Origin of the sequence: Salinimicrobium sp. TIG7-5_MAKvit (genome assembly GCF_049569215.1) — a bacterium.
GTDB classification, from domain to species: domain Bacteria; phylum Bacteroidota; class Bacteroidia; order Flavobacteriales; family Flavobacteriaceae; genus Salinimicrobium; species Salinimicrobium profundisediminis.
This window is the reverse complement of the sequence record NZ_CP145903.1, coordinates 2,305,185-2,321,128: the sequence shown is the minus strand read 5'-3', so window position 1 is coordinate 2,321,128 and position 15,944 is coordinate 2,305,185. Positions and strand designations below refer to the sequence as shown.

9 protein-coding genes and 1 pseudogene are annotated in these 15,944 nt (G+C 45.8%); 1 reads left to right on the top strand and 9 read right to left on the bottom strand.

The genetic code is table 11. The features are described 5' to 3' along the window. The first annotated feature begins 117 nt into the window (after positions 1-117). Positions 118-2,610: a zinc-dependent metalloprotease gene (locus V5739_RS10425; RefSeq protein ID WP_423818123.1), complete on the top strand. Its 2,493-nt coding sequence runs from the start codon at positions 118-120 to the stop codon at positions 2,608-2,610. 48 nt (positions 2,611-2,658) lie between these two features. On the opposite strand, the gene V5739_RS10420 is transcribed toward V5739_RS10425, so the two are convergent. The 9 genes and pseudogenes from V5739_RS10420 to V5739_RS10380 form a co-directional block, all read right to left on the bottom strand. Next, entirely contained in the window at positions 2,659-3,882 is a 1,224-nt protein-coding gene (locus tag V5739_RS10420) for a permease (RefSeq protein ID WP_423818122.1), read from the bottom strand. Between the two features lie 53 nt (positions 3,883-3,935). Then, a complete protein-coding gene (locus V5739_RS10415; protein ID WP_423820466.1) occupies positions 3,936-6,968 on the bottom strand; it encodes a heavy metal translocating P-type ATPase in 3,033 nt (1,010 codons plus the stop codon). 114 nt (positions 6,969-7,082) lie between these two features. Next, positions 7,083-7,256 (bottom strand): annotated as a pseudogene (locus V5739_RS10410) (heavy-metal-associated domain-containing protein); the annotation flags it as partial. An 82-nt stretch (positions 7,257-7,338) separates the two neighbouring features. Next, the gene (locus V5739_RS10405) at positions 7,339-7,833 is read right to left on the bottom strand and encodes a DUF305 domain-containing protein (RefSeq protein WP_423818121.1); all 495 of its coding nucleotides are present in this window, start codon (positions 7,831-7,833) and stop codon (positions 7,339-7,341) included. Positions 7,834-7,868: 35 nt separating this feature from the next. After that, a complete protein-coding gene (locus V5739_RS10400) occupies positions 7,869-8,387 on the bottom strand; it encodes a helix-turn-helix domain-containing protein (protein WP_423818120.1) in 519 nt (172 codons plus the stop codon). Between the two features lie 44 nt (positions 8,388-8,431). Continuing rightward, complete coding sequence (locus V5739_RS10395) at positions 8,432-9,031, bottom strand: DUF3347 domain-containing protein (protein ID WP_345597074.1); 600 nt, start codon at positions 9,029-9,031, stop codon at positions 8,432-8,434. A 25-nt stretch (positions 9,032-9,056) separates the two neighbouring features. Continuing rightward, positions 9,057-10,817, bottom strand: a complete 1,761-nt coding sequence (locus V5739_RS10390) for an efflux RND transporter periplasmic adaptor subunit (RefSeq protein ID WP_423818119.1) — start codon at positions 10,815-10,817, stop codon at positions 9,057-9,059. Then, positions 10,801-12,054, bottom strand: a complete 1,254-nt coding sequence (locus V5739_RS10385; protein WP_423818118.1) for a TolC family protein — start codon at positions 12,052-12,054, stop codon at positions 10,801-10,803. The genes V5739_RS10390 and V5739_RS10385 overlap by 17 nt, the downstream gene beginning before the upstream one ends. Next, on the bottom strand, positions 12,051-15,881 hold the full coding sequence (locus tag V5739_RS10380; RefSeq protein ID WP_423818117.1) for an efflux RND transporter permease subunit: 3,831 nt from the start codon (positions 15,879-15,881) through the stop codon (positions 12,051-12,053). Before V5739_RS10380 ends, V5739_RS10385 begins: the two co-directional genes overlap by 4 nt. Positions 15,882-15,944: the final 63 nt, after the last annotated feature.

Sequence of the window (15,944 nt, the reverse complement as noted above, 5' to 3'; positions counted from 1 at the left end):
TGCTACTACTGTCCAACTATAAGCAAAGTGCTTCTCTTTTTATTTAACAGCCATGGATTAGGCAACCGGGATCTGTTTCTTTAAATTGAGCCATTCTTAACTTAAATTTTACAATTAATGAACAACCGACTCTTGTTCCGGCTGGTTATTGTTTTTTTCTCTTTTTCAATAACGAGTTGTGCCGTCTTTCAACCTGAAAAGGATAAAAAGTCGACTACAGCAGCCAAATCTTCTGAAAAAGACAAAAACGGGATCAAACCTTATGACAAGGTGATCACCAAAAAAGCAAAATCTGATGCCGGCTTATTTACTGTACACCAGGTAAATGATGATTACTACTACGAAATCCCCGATAGCCTCTTTAACCGCGAAATGCTTATGGTTACCAGGATTGCCCAGACTGCTTCGGGTATTGGTTTTGGTGGCGGTAAACAAAACGAGCAGGTGCTGCGGTGGGAAAAGAAAAATAAAAATGTGCTGCTTCGCGTAGTTTCTCACGACGTTTTTGCTGCCGATTCGCTTCCGGTGCACGAAGCTGTGGTGAACTCTAACTTTGAGCCCATTCTTTTTTCTTTTGACATTGAAGCTTTCCACAAGGATTCGGTGAACAATGCAACAGTGATCAAGGTAACCGACCTTTTCAAAAAGGACGTGCAGGCGCTTGGTTTTCCTGAAAGGAACCGAAAAGAATACAAGATCAGTCGGTTGGATGACAGCCGATCGTACATAGATACCATCCGTAGTTATCCTGAAAACATTGAAGTACGTCACGTGAAAACTTATAATGCCGGCGAACCACCTTCAAATTCAAGTACAGGATCTATTTCAGTAAAAATGAGCAACTCCATGATCCTTCTTCCAAAGGTGCCTATGGAAAGAAGATACTATGACGAGCGCGTTGGCTGGTTCACCACCGGGCAAACCGATTACGGCCTTGATGCTCAAAAAAGTGAAACCGTACGCTACCTTGACCGCTGGAGACTTGAGGTGAAGGAAGAAGATATGGAGAAATTCAAGCGCGGGGAACTGGTGGAACCTAAAGAACAGATTGTTTATTACGTAGACCGCGCTACTCCAAAAAAATGGATCCCTTACATCAAACAGGGAATTGAAGACTGGCAGGTGGCTTTTGAAGCTGCAGGTTTCAAAAATGCCATTATTGCCAAAGATCCTCCCACAAAAGAGGAAGATCCAGACTGGAGCCCTGAAGATGTTCGCTATTCTGTAATGCGTTATTTAGCTTCTCCTATCCCAAACGCAAACGGGCCGCACGTAAGTGACCCGCGTTCGGGAGAGATTTTGGAATCGGACATTAACTGGTACCACAACGTAATGACCCTGTTGAGAAACTGGTTCTTTGTTCAAACCGCCGCCATTAACGAAGATGCCCGCGGGGTGGAATTTAAAGATGAGATCATGGGCCGTTTGATAAGGTTCGTATCCTCTCACGAAGTAGGCCACACCCTTGGTCTACCTCATAATATGGGAAGCAGTGCAGCCTATTCTGTAGAATCTCTGAGAGACCCTGAATTCACCCAAAAATATGGAACCGCACCTTCAATCATGGATTATGCACGTTTCAACTATATCGCACAGCCCGAAGACGGTGATGTGGCGCTAATGCCAAACATTGGGCCTTATGACAAGTATTCTGTGATGTGGGGTTACAAGCCAATTCCGGGGAAAACAGGAAAAGAGGAAAAAGAGGTCCTTGACTCCTGGATCCTTGAAAAAGCAGGAGATCCTGTTTATAGATTTGGTGCCCAGCAAAGCGGGGTGATAGATCCTACTTCCCAGACCGAAGATCTTGGTGATGACTCTGTGCTTGCCAGCCAGTATGGGATCAAAAACCTGAAAAGGATAGTTCCAAACCTCATCGAATGGACTGCCGAAAAAGGTAAAGACTACGATGATCTTGACACTATGTACGAGCAGGTGCTTAGCCAGTACAACCGTTACATGGGGCACGTTGCTGCCAACGTGGGTGGTGTGATCAAGGAAACAAAGACCTACGACCAGGAAGGTGCAGTATACTTTCATGTGACTCCTGAAAAACAGAAAAATGCAATGAATTTCCTTCAGGATGAATTGTTTTCTACTCCCGAATGGCTTCTTGAGCAGGAGATCTTCAACAGGATCGAATTCGACGGAAGTGTGGAAAGGATCAGAAATACCCAGGAGCGCACTTTGAATAACCTGCTTGACTTCGGAAGAATGGCAAGATTGATCGAGAATCGTGAAATGAATGGCAATAGTGCTTACGGACTTCTGGATATGATGCAGGACCTAAGAACCGGAATCTGGAGTGAACTTAGAAGAGGCCAGGGCATTGACACCTACCGCAGAAATCTTCAGCGTGCATACATCGACAGAATGGAATATCTTATGAACGAAGAACAGGAAGCCATTCCTGCACGTTACCGTTCCTGGATAACCCGCTCAAACATTGATGTGGCACAGAGCGATATTCGACCGGTAGTGAGAGGCGAGCTTAAAAGGCTGCAGCGTGATCTTCGCAACAGCATTGGTCGCAGCAGAGATACATTGACCCGCTACCATTTGGAAGATGCTTTAGAAAGAGTAAATCTTATTCTCGATCCTAACAGCTAAACCTCATTTTTACATAAATGAAAGAGCCGGATTAACGTCCGGCTTTTTTTATACCACCCAAATTCTTACGATCCAGCCGCCTATTAACCACGCATAAGCAATAAAGGCAAGATACTTCATAATGTTTTCCATCACCTGGCTCTTTGGCGCCATTTCTTTCATGTGCTTTACATCTTTCCTCTTAAAAAAGCCAATGTAAAGAAGAATTCCGGAGATAATGAGGAAGGCGAGGTTGAGAAAGAAGGTATAGTCTATCTGGAAATGTTCAGACTCAAGGATCTTCACGTTGTTTGGATCGGGCAGCAGGCTTAACAGGTCAAAAGAATAGTGCAGGGCCAGGGAGGTTCCAATAAGTGCAGTAAACAATAAAAAGAGTATAAAAAGTGACATTTTCCAGCCGTAATATTTCGCATTGATCCGCAACACCGGAAATACAACCAGGTCACTGAATATAAAGGCCATAACCCCGGCGAAGCTGACGCCTTTTCCGAAGAGCAGCGCTGCCAGCGGAATATTCCCCATAGAACCAATAAAGGTTAAAAATGCAGCAACGGGCCCCACAATAATATGCTCTAAAATGGTAAAAAAGCTATGGCTTTCAACCTCAGGCCCGCTGTTGATAAACAGGGTTCTGAAAAAAGAATCGGGTACAAAAGCAGCTACAATTCCGGCGATTGTGAAACCAATGGTCACATCCTTCCACACCATCTTCCATTCCATCGCGTACTGCTTTGCCACCTTGGCCCAGGCAGTTTCAGATTTCATTTTCTCCTTCCAGTCTTTGTCAGATCCTTTATCGTCATCCTCTTCTCCTTTTAGCCGCTCCCGGGCATTTTTGATCAGCTTCTTCGGATTGATAAGCCTTACGATAAGCCAGCTGATGAGAATAAGCAGGATTCCTCCCACATACTCTCCAACTACAAACTGCCAGCCAAGGAAAATAGCGATAATGATTCCCAGCTCGATCACAAGGTTTGTCGAAGCCAAAAGAAAAGCTATAGAGGGAATAAAACCTGCTCCTTTCTTAAAAAGGCTTTTGGTAGAAGCGAGAGCTGCAAAACTACAGGAGCTGCTTATAAACCCGAAAAATGTACCCAGGAGAACACCTTTTGAGTTTTTACCACCCATGGTCTCCTGCATTTTCTTTTCGGTTACGAATATTTGGATCCCACTGCTTATCAGATATCCTAAAATGAAAGCCCAAAGGGCCATCCAAAAAAAACCTGTACTTGTGTAAGCTGCTTCTGCCCAGCTTTTCCAGAAATCCTGCATAAACTTTTCTTCACAAATTAGTAATTATAGAAGACTCTTCAAAAATGCCATTTTTAATGGTCAAGTTTCACGCCTCTCAACCTCAGCGCATTGGCAATTACCGAAACCGAGCTAAAGCTCATTGCCAAAGCCGCGATCATGGGCGAAAGTAAAATTCCGAAGAACGGGAACAGCACCCCGGCCGCAATTGGCACACCAAGCGTGTTGTAAATGAGGGCGAAGAACAGGTTCTGCTTAATATTCTTCATCACCTTTTTGCTCAGGTTTTTCGCCTTTACCACGCCGTGCAAATCCCCTTTTACAAGGGTAATTTCCGCACTTTCTATCGCCACATCGGTCCCGGTGCCCATTGCAATACCAATATCGGCTTTTGCAAGTGCGGGTGCATCGTTAATTCCGTCACCGGCCATCGCCACTTTTTTGCCCTGCTGTTGTAGTTTCTCTACTTCCTCAAGTTTGTTTTGTGGCAACATCCCGGCCTTGAAACTGGTTAGGTGCAGCTCTTTCGCCACTGCCGCAGCTGTTATTTCGTTATCTCCCGTCAACATGATCACTTCCACGCCGGCATCAATAAGTTCGGAGATCGCCTGCCGACTCGTTTTTTTAATAGGATCTGTAATGGTGATGTATCCGGCGATTTTTCCGTCTATAGCCACATAAGAAACTGTTTTCCCCTGTTGCTGCTCTTCCCTCACTTGCTGCTGAAGCTTATTATCAACCTCCGCATTTATTTCCTGCATCAGCTTTTCGTTACCTATCGCAATCTTTTTTTCTTCGGAAATTCCCGTAACTCCCTTTCCGGTTACTGCATCAAAGTCGGTGGTCTCTGTAAACTTCAGGTTTTTGGCTTTCGCATAACGCACCGTGGCTTCTGCTAACGGATGTTCACTTTGAGCATTAACTGAAGCTATTGTTCGAATTAGTTCTTCTTCCGAAGTATCTCCTGTAGCCACCACTTTTTCCACCGATGGTTTTCCTTCAGTAATGGTACCGGTCTTATCTATGATAAGCACATCAATCTTGTCCATTTGCTCCAAAGACTGGGCGTTCTTGATAAGCACGCCGTTCTGGGCGCCTTTTCCCACACCAACCATTACCGACATTGGCGTGGCCAATCCCAAAGCACAGGGACAGGCGATGATCAAAACGGCTATAGCATTGATCAAAGCGTAAACATAACTGGGTTCAGGACCAAAAGCAGCCCAGACGATGAAAGTAATCACAGAAATCATCACAACCACGGGAACAAAATAAGCGGAGATCCTGTCGGCCAACTTCTGAATTGGCGCCTGCGAACGGCTGGCATCATTTACCATTTTGATGATTTGGGCAAGCAGGGTCTCATCCCCCACTTTTTCGGCCTTCATGGTGAAACTCCTGTTACCGTTTATTGTTCCGGAAGTTACTTTGTCCCCTTCAGCTTTCTCTACCGGCACAGGTTCGCCGGTGATCATTGATTCGTCAATGTTAGTCTGCCCCTTCTGAATACTTCCATCCACAGGAATTTTATCTCCCGGCTTTACCCGAAGAATATCGCCTACATTAATTTCATCTGCATGAATTTCTTTTTCCTCTCCATTCACCACCAAAGTGGCTTTATTGGGTGCCAGCTTCAGCAGTTCCTTGATAGCCGAATTTGTACGGCTGTGGGCTCTCGCTTCCAATAATTGCCCTAATAAAACCAGGGTGAGAATTACAGTCGCGGCTTCGAAGTAAACGTGAACCGTGCCGTGATGGCTTAGAAACTGCTCCGGAAAAAGTCCCGGAAACAGCATCCCAAATACACTGAAAGTCCACGCTACTCCCGCACCAATGCCTATTAAGGTGAACATATTCAAATTCCAGGTTACTATAGATCTCCAGGCTCTTTCAAAGAACATCCAGGTTGCGTAAAAAACCACCGGAATTGACAAAACCAGCTGCACCCAGTTCCAGGACTCCATGCTCATCCAGTCATAAATGGGATTGCCCGGGATCATTTCGGTCATTGCTATAAGAAAAATAGGTAGCGTGAAAGCCACAGCTATTTTGAACTTTTTCAGCAGCTTTTGATAAGATTTCTGTTCGGCAGAAGCTTCGGGTTCCATGCGTACCAGCTCCATTCCGCAGATGGGGCAGCTACCCGGTTCATCCTCCACAACCCCGGGGTGCATGGGGCAGGTGTACTGTGGCCGATCGGCTTTTAAACTCACTTCTTCCACCAGGTCCATTCCGCAGACGGGACAATCTCCCGGCTTATCGTAAGTCTTGTCGCCTTCACAGTGCATTGGGCAGTAAAAAGTTCCTGTGCCTTTGCCTTTGGGCTTTTCTGGTTTTGGAGGGGCTGTGATATCCTGCCCGGGAAGATAGATGTTATAGGTGCTGCCATCCTTCTTCAAAACTTCCTGAAAAACTGTAACAGGAATTGCCCTTTTTGAAGAGATAACTGCCCCGGCTTTTTCAAGATCTACAGAAACATTTTCAACCCCCTCAACCTGCCGCAGCGCTTCTTCTACATGAGCCTTACACCCGCTGCAGGTCATCCCTGTAACCTCATATTTCTCCTCTGAACCGGCCGAATGTATATGATATCTTTCCCCATCCTTTTGTAAAGCATCCTCAAAAACACCAATGGGAATATGACGCTCCATTTCGATCTCCGCTTCTGCTTTATCCAGGTCAACCGAAGCATTTTTCACTCCGTCGACCTTATGTAAGGTTTCCTCTACATGAGAACGGCAGCCATTACAGGTCATTCCGGAGATTTTATAGGTGTGGGTCATGGCCTTTTCCCCTTCAACTTTACCAGAGCTATGCTCTGCAGACGAACCTGCTCCTGGATCTGTCTTTGCAATTTCTGAAACTTCAGAAATACCTGCACCGGCTTCTCCTTCCCTCTCTAAAATGCCATATTTAGCCCCGGCTTTTTTTACTTCAGCATCAAGAACATCTGCAGGGATATGTTCCTTCATTTCTATGACAGCTTCAGCTTTTTCGAGATCTACAGCTGCCTTCACAACCCCCGGAATATTATTCAGGCTTTCCTCCACGTGTTTCCTGCAACCATTGCAGGTCATGCCGGTGACTTTGTAAGTGTGTGTCATCAAAGATTCATCTGCTCCAAAATCTACTTCAGAAATGCCATTTTTGACACCTTTACCAGTTGAAATTTCTTCGGAAGTTCCCGGCGCCAGAACATGATAGTTCCCACCGGCTTTTTGAACCGCTGTTTCAAAAATATCCCAGGGAATATGCTGCTGCATTTTGATCACAGCCTCTCCTTTTTCAAGATCTACGGAAGCTTTCTCCACTCCATTAACCTGTTGAAGCGCTTCTTCCACGTGTTTCCTGCAACCATTGCAGGTCATTCCTGTGATTTTATAGGTGTGTTTCATCTCTCTAACTTTACCTCCCAAAGTTCGCAGGATTTAAAGCCGAATCTGTTATACAATTCGGGAAATTTATGGTAAGATTCTCCTATTCCTCCTTATTCTCCAGGCGTTTGATTATCTTCTTCATTTCAGCAATTTCCCTGACCTGAGCCTCAATAATTTCTTCAGCTAATTTTTTAGCTTCAGGATCACTTATTTCTGCCCGCTTACTGGTCAATATTGCAATTGAATGGTGAGGGATCATGGCCTTCATCCACAAAACATCTCCAATAATAGGCTGCTGAGCTCTCACCAAACCTAAGGCTGACACAAATAAAATTAAGCTGCCGACGTATATTGCTATATTTTTCTTCTTATTCTTATACATTTTCAACATGAGGGAGAGCATAATAACCGCCATGGCCGAAATTCCAAGGCAAGCCATATAAAAGCGGGTCAAACTAAAATAAATATGGTCCCATTCATAGGTGTTCATGTACATAGTGATATACATAGCTACAAAGGACAAGCCCAGCATTAAAAAGAAATTACGGTAATTACTCTTGCCCATTTTGTCCTGTTTTTTATCTTCTGAAATCATCTTACTTTGGTTTTGTTGTTGGTTAATTCGTTTACTTAAAGTTCGTCGAGCGGTGTACGCTTGTTTTCCTTAACCTGCTTAAAATGGGTGGGCGTTAAACCTGTTACTTTTTTGAACTGCTTGCTTAAGTGGGAGACACTCGAATAGTTCAGTTGATGTGCGATCTCGCTTAGGGAAAGCTCATCGTACACCAGCAGTTCCTTCACTTTTTCGATCTTTTGATTGATCACATACTGCTCAATCGTTACGCCCTGTACTTCAGAAAAAAGTTTGCTGAGGGCAGAATAATCCTGGTGGAACTTCCCGGAAAGGTGTTCCGAAAATGTCATTTTTGGAAGGTGTGCAGGATTTTGTATGATTTCAACAATCGTGGTTTTTATGCTCTCAATGAGCCGGGTCTTCTTATCGTCAATCAGTTCGAAACCGAGTTTTTCCAAGCGCTCATTCAGCAGCTTTTTTTCTTCCGAAGAAAGTTCGCGCTCTACTTCGGCCATCCCGAGTTCAACTGTAAGAGGATGAAGCCCGAACTGTTCAAGTTCAGACTTCACCATCATATTACAGCGGTTACAAACCATATTTTTGATGAACAATTTCACCCTTAGCTTCCGCTAATAGTTTCTTCAACCCTTCCACACTTCAGCATCTTGTCACCATAATACGGGTTTCTAATTTCTTCTGAAGAAGACAGCCAGAAAGCCCCTTTTCCGTCGAAAGCCATAGGACAGTACTGCTTATAAACTTCGCCCGACTTCACTGCACCTTTTAACATTCCTTCCATCGCCATAGAAAGATCTTCAAAAGCGGTTCTTTGCGCATTGATCTCCGCAGAATTAGCAATGGTTTGTGCCGCTTCAAGCGCCTGGGCATTGTTCTCTACGTTAGCTAATGCCTCAACAAGCATTTTCCCACCGCTCATAGCTTCTTCAGCATTAGTATTCACCAATGCAGTTTTCACGTGCATGTAGTGTTGATAGGCGGTGCCCACCTGTTCATTATTGAATTCAACGGCAACAGACTGGCCGTCATCAAGGTTCCCGCTCATGTTATCCATATCGTGATCCCCGGTCTCTTCCATATGCATCTCATTTTGCATTGGCATTGCAACCTCTTCCACTTCGTTCTCTTTTTTAGTCTCTCCGCATGAAGCCATTATAAAAGCTCCTGCCAAAGCCATAATTGTCATTTTTGTTCTTTTCATTTTTTCTCGATTTTATGATTAGTTATTATTTAATTTGTTCAACAATCTCGCCACAGGTGAGCATGGCATCACCATAATATGGGTTCTTGATTTCGGCCACGTCGCTTAGCCAGTACGCACCTTTGTCTGAATTTGCCATTGGGCAATAATCTACGTAAACGGTTTTATCTCCTGTTCCAAAAGCAGCTACGGTTTTGATAATTGCTTCAGAAAGATAAACAAAATTCTCCCTTTGCTTTTTTAAGTCGGTCGTATTCAAACCTTCTTCGGAATGCTGCAACAGGAACTTTTTCTTTTCCTGCCAAAAAGCCTCTGCTTCTCCCGCCATTCCTGTTTCGGTGATTTGCTGAAGCGTATTTACAAACTGCTTTGTAAAATTAAGACTTTCCTCTGCCTGTCCTTCAACAAGGGCATCTTTTAGCTGAAGATAATCTCTAACGAGCAGATCCAGTTGCTGCTGAAATTCTGCTGAAGCTTGCGCCCTGTAGTCATAACCGCTATCCTGCAGATACTGCCTTACATCAACCTGTGCTGCGGCTGAAGTTGCCGTTGCCGGGTTCATCATACTCGGTTTTCCTGCAAGCTGGGCGGCAGCATCTACGGTGAAAGTTCCGTTTACCACGACCTCTTCTCCTGCGGTCAATCCTTCCTGAATCACGTAAGAGGATCCCAAAAGTTGCCCCAGCACTACTTCCCTCATCACGAAGAGAGGATTATTTGCAGAGCCTTCGTTCACATACACGATGCTGCGCTTCCCGGTCCACAGTACTGCCGACCGCGGAACAGTTAATCCTGAAGCAACTTTTTCATCGCCGCCTCCCGTCACTACCCCCGAGACAAACATCTCCGGCTTTAGCCTTTGATCAACATTTGAGACCTCTACCCTGGCAGTGGCTACCCTGGTTTGAAGGTCAATTATGGGATCTATGAAGTTGATAGTCCCGGTAAAAGTTTCACCCGGAATGGAAGCCACGGTAAATTCTACTTTGTCTCCCACATCTACCATATTTAAGGTCCGCTCATAAAGGTCAAAAAGAACCCACATTTTTGACAGGTCGGCGATCTGGTATAGCGGCATTCCTCTTTCCACATAATCTCCTACCTCTACTAATTTTTCGGTCACCACGCCGTTCACATCGGCGGTGATGGTAAAACGGTCTGTAGCCTTTCCGCTTTCAAGGATCCGGTTGATCTGGTTTTCACCAATCCGCCAGTTTCTCAGTTTTTGTTTAGCGGCTTCAAAAAGTTCAGGTTGAGACTCGCGAATGGCATAGGCCTGTAAAAGTTCTTCCTGGGCGGTAACAAGTTCGGGAGAATAGACCACTGCGAGCGCCTGTCCCCTGCGGACTTCCTCTCCCGTAAAATTGACCAGCAGCCTTTCGATCCTTCCAGGAACGTGTGTACTTTGTGTGTAAGAGATCCTTTCGTCAACCACCACTTTCCCGTTAAGTTCTATCTCCCTTTCTGCAGAAGTATTTCCTACTTCCTGCGTCTGGATATTGGCCAGTTTCCTAGCGTATTCTGTCATTTGAACTGCATCGGGATTTTCCATTACGTCGGAGCTTTCCAGCGGAATAAGATCCATTCCGCAGATTGGACATTTCCCCGGCTCAGTTGCCCGAATCTGTGGGTGCATGGAGCAGGTCCAGATAGTTTCCTGCGCGACTTCTGAGCTGTGGTCATGAATTTCGGCATCATCACTGCCGCCAAAAAAGAGCCAGCCAAGCAGGATCCCTGCCACCAGTGTACCGGCTATGATGAGTATATTTTTATTTCTGCCTGTCATAATCTAAAGTTTTACCCGATAAATAATCTATTCTTGCCAGTGCAGTGAGATAATTGGCTTCTGCCCCTGCCACCGCCAGCTGATATTTTAAAAGCTCCTGTCTCACCCGCAACACCTCCTCAAAATCTGAAGCTGCATTTCGGTAAGAGGAAAGCAATAAGTTTAGTACCTGTCCCGAACTTTCCACCTGCCGCCTGTAAAGCTGCAGCATGGCCTGCGCCTCCCGGACTTCAAAAAGGGCCGCCTCAAGTTCTGCTGAAAGTTGATTTTTCAAACCTTCTTTTCGCTGCTCATAACTCTCCGCCAAAAAAGCCGCCTGTTTACGCGCGGCTTTGTACTTCCCGCGGAAGATGGGCAGGCTCACAGTGAGCATAGGCATAATGGCATCGCGGCCATTGTCTTCAACTGCCATATCCATTCTTTCCCCAACAATTACATAATCCAGTCCCAGCCCCACATTCGGCATTCCTTCTTTCTTCGCGAGCTCTTCGCGTGCCCGGGCCGACGCTGCCATATTCTCCAGTTCCTCCAGCTGAGGGTTGTTTTCAATAAGTGTGTCAAAAATGGCATTTTCAGGAAGTGTTTCTACCTCATTTGGCACTACTACTGCTTCAGATCTTTCGCGGTCCAGTAAAGCATTGAACTGCGCGAGCAGCACATCCTTTCTGAGCCGGATCACGTCCAAGTCTGTAATTGATTCATTCCGCATTATGTCTGCCTGTAAAACATCAGACAATGCTCCGCTGCCGGCACTTACCCGGGAAAGCGCAAGGTCTTTATAGTTCTGAAGTATATCGAGATTCTCCTGTTGGTACTGCAGCTGTTGCTTGAGCTCGTAAAGTTCATAGTATTTACTGCTTACCTGCAACAGGATCTCATTGCGGGTTTCCAGGAAAGCCTGGAATTTAGCTTCGGCCATTAAATTTGCCACATTCTCCCGTGCCTCAAGTGTTCCAAACCAGGGAAACATCTGCATGATAGAAAAACGGGCTTCCTGCGGCCCCAGCCGTGTCTCCACCATCTGGCCAAAGGCCGAAACGGTGAGGGTAGGATCGGGCAGGCTCTTTACCTGCGGCGCTTCCTGCAGGGCCGCCTCAAATTCGGAATATGCAGCCTTCACCTGCGGATTATTTTCCGCAGCGATCAACAGATAATCCTCCAGAGTCTGCGCCTCCATGCTTCCGAAGCACAGGAAAAACAGACCTGTCAAAAATGATATTTTTAGAGCATCTTTCATTCTGCTGTTACTTTGTTTAAGTTTCTTGTCACTACTGTTTCACGCCAAATTGCCTGCAGCACGGGAACCACGAAGATGGTCATGATCTGAATGACCATTCCGCCTACGATAGGTATTGCCATAGGCACCATAATATCTGCTCCTTTTCCGGTAGAGGTAAGTACCGGGAACAGGGCGATTATAGTCACGGCAGTGGTCATCATCGCCGGCCTTACCCGTTTTTTCCCTGCTTCAAGAACGGCTGCCCTTACTTCGGGCACTGTTTGCGGGTCACGTTTCTCAAAAACCTGATGGATGTATGTTCCCATAAGCACCCCGTCATCTGTTGCGATCCCAAAAAGGGCAATAAACCCGACCCATACGGCCACACTCAGGTTGATCGTGCCCATCTGGAACAGGTCGCGCATATTCACTCCGGAGATACTGAAGTCCATAAACCACGGCTGCCCGTAAAGCCATATCATGATGAATCCGCCGGCAAAAGCCACAAACACCCCTGAAAAATGGATCGTAGAGGCAATTACTGTTTTAAACTGAAAGTACAGTAACAGGAAGATGATGATCAAAGAGATTGGAATGACAATAGCAAGTCTTTTGACTGCCCGCACCTGATTCTCGTAATTTCCTGAAAATTCAAAGCTCACCCCGGGCGGGACTATCAGTTCTCCTGTAGCAATTTTTTCAGCTATTAGATCCTGTGCATCATTCACCACGTTTACTTCGGCAAAATCTTCTTTTTTGTCGAAAAGCACGTAACCCACTAAAAATGTATCCTCACTCTTGATCATTTGCGGACCTTTCACGTACCGCACCTCTACCAGCTGTCCCAACGGAATTTGTGCACCGGTTGGTGTTGGCACCAGGATCTGCTCGATCTCTTCAGGAGAATTTCTTAACTCCCGTGGATACCGCACCCGTACAGGATAACGCTCCCGACCTTCAACAGTGGTGGTGATCTCCATCCCGCCAATAGCAGTTTCAATGGTTTGCTGTACTTTTTCAATGCTAAGGCCGTAACGGGCAATATTTTGCCGGTTAATGTCAAGCTCTAGATATGGTTTACCAACAATACGATCGGCAAAGACCGCTTCCTCTTTCACCGAAGGAACCTGCTTTAAAATCTCTTCCAGTTTAAATCCAAAATTTTGAATCGTCTCCAGGTCGGGCCCGTAAACTTTGATCCCCATTGGCGCACGCATTCCGGTTTGCAGCATTACCAGCCTGGTCTCAATAGGTTGCAGTTTGGGAGCTGAAGTAATTCCGGGTAACCTGGTGGCGCTGACGATCTCGTCCCAAATATCATCGGGGCTATTGATGTGGTCCCTCCAGTTTCTGAAATATTCCCCGTCTTCATCGGGTATCAGGTCTTTAGCTGTGATATTCTGAAGGACCACTTCTTCATGAGGTAAGGCTTCCCCTGATTTCAGAATGAAATTACCGTTATCATCTACCCTGAAGCGCTGCATTTCACCTTCCTCGTTCAGCATGTACTCCGATTTATAATTGATGACATTCTCGTACATCGAAATAGGCGCCGGATCTATCGCAGTTTCAGCCCTTCCAAGTTTCCCTACAGAAACCTCAACTTCCGGAATATTGGTCACGGCCATATCCAGCTTTTGAAGCACTTCTTTGCTGCCCTCAATTCCCAGGTGCGGCATTGCAGTTGGCATTAAAAGGAAGCTACCTTCATTCAGCGTTGGCATAAATTCTTTACCTACGCCGGGAAATGCTTCGGAAGCACCTTCCCAGGCCGCAGTTTCCCTAATTTCCCAGCCAACTTTTTCTGCGCCGTTACCAATGACTCCGAAGATCTTCGGAAATCCCTGCCAGATCAACAATCCGATAAGAATAGTGATCACCGGAAGCATCAAAAATGACCTTTTATTTTCCAGGCACCAGTTAAGGATAGGCTCATAAAACTTTACCACAGCCAGCAGTGCTGCCAGGGTGATTACCAGCAGAACAATAACAAACAGGTAATTTTCAATGATCGAATTCCTTACTCCCAGCGGCATCCAGTGCGTAGTGAGGAAGAAAATGGTTACCGCCAGAATTATAAAAAGTGAGATCTCCCGGGTATATTTTCCGAGGAAACCACGGCTCCTGGGTTCCAGTAACCTTAAAATTCCGATAACTGATAAAGCTAAAGGCAACCACATGCTGAAAATTATTGCCAGTAGAATTCCGCCGCCAATAAGACTATAGTTCCAGATGCGGTTGACCCTCTCCTTTTGCAATCTAAAAGAGAAGAAATAGTAAGACAGCATTGGCAGCACGATAATCCCCAGAAGGAAGGCTGCTACCAAAGCGAAAGTTTTGGTAAAAGCTAAGGGTATGAAAAGTTTTCCTTCGGCATGTTCCATAAAGAATACCGGAAGAAAACTTACCACTGTTGTTGCCAGTGCAGTTGTGACCGCAGGACCAACTTCTATTGTGGCAGTTCTTATGACCTCAAGAAGTCTTGAACCCCGGGCATCCCGATTCTCAGGAAATTCGAGATGCCGCAGCGTATTTTCCACAAAAACGATCCCGACATCTACCATGACCCCGATCGCGATAGCTATTCCCGAAAGCGCCACCACATTGGCATCTATCCCAAAGTAGCGCATGGCGATAAAGGTCATGAGCACCGCAATAGGCAGCAGACTCGAAATAAGAATTGACGCACGTAAATTGAGCACCAGGATGATGACAACGATAATACTAATAAGGATCTCGTCCGAAAGGGCACTTTCAAGCGTCCCCAGTGTCTCCTGGATCAACTGGGTGCGGTCATAGAAAGGCACTACGGTCAACTTGCTAACCGTTCCATCCTGTAAAACCTTTGTTGGCATTCCGGGAGCGATCTCCTCTATTTTTTCTTTGACATTGTTGATCACGGCCAGCGGATTAGATCCGTAACGGGCAACTACAACTCCGCCGGCGACTTCAGCACCGGCCTTGTCGAGGATCCCGCGCCTTTCGGCAGGACCAAGAGTGACCACACCAATATCGGAAATCAGGATAGGTTTGTTCTCATTGACCGCGACCACAGTATTTTCAATATCTTCAAGGGATTCTATATATCCCAATCCGCGAACCAAATATTCTACCTTATTGACTTCAATAGTCTTGGCACCAATGTCGCGGTTGGAGTTCTGCACTGCCATCATCACTTCGTCAATGCCCACATTAAATGCCTTTAAAGCATCTGGATCAACATCTACCTGGTATTCACGCACAAATCCACCAACAGAAGCAACTTCAGAAACTCCCTCTACTCCGCTTAAACCCAGCTTCACGTAGTAATCCTGCACCGACCTTATCTCGTGCAGGTCCCAGCCACCGGTGACATTACCTGCTGTATCCCTTCCTTCGAGCGTATACCAGAAAACCTGCCCCAGGGCAGTTGCATCTGGTCCTAATGTTGGTTGTGCATCTTCGGGTAATAATCCAGGAGACAGAGAATTTATCTTCTCAAGGATCCGGGTCCGTGACCAGTAGAACTCCACATCTTCATTAAAAATGATGTTGATGCTGGAAAACCCAAACATGGACGTACTACGAATAGATTCCACACCGGGAATCCCGAGTAAAGCAGTGGTTAACGGATAGGTGATCTGGTCTTCAATATCCTGTGGCGAACGGCCGGGCCATTCGGTAAAAACGATCTGTTGATTCTCTCCCAGATCAGGAATGGCATCTACCGGCACCGGATCGCGAGGCAGAAGATCAAAATCCCAGTCGAAAGGAGAAGTGACCACTCCCCAGCCAATCATAAAGATCAGCAGCAAAGTCGTAACCAGCCGGTTATACAGGAAGTAACTTATTATTTTAGAAAGCATTCTTTGATATTAAATTGATTAAATGTGAACAAACACAGCAACCCCAACATGCAGGGTTTAAAA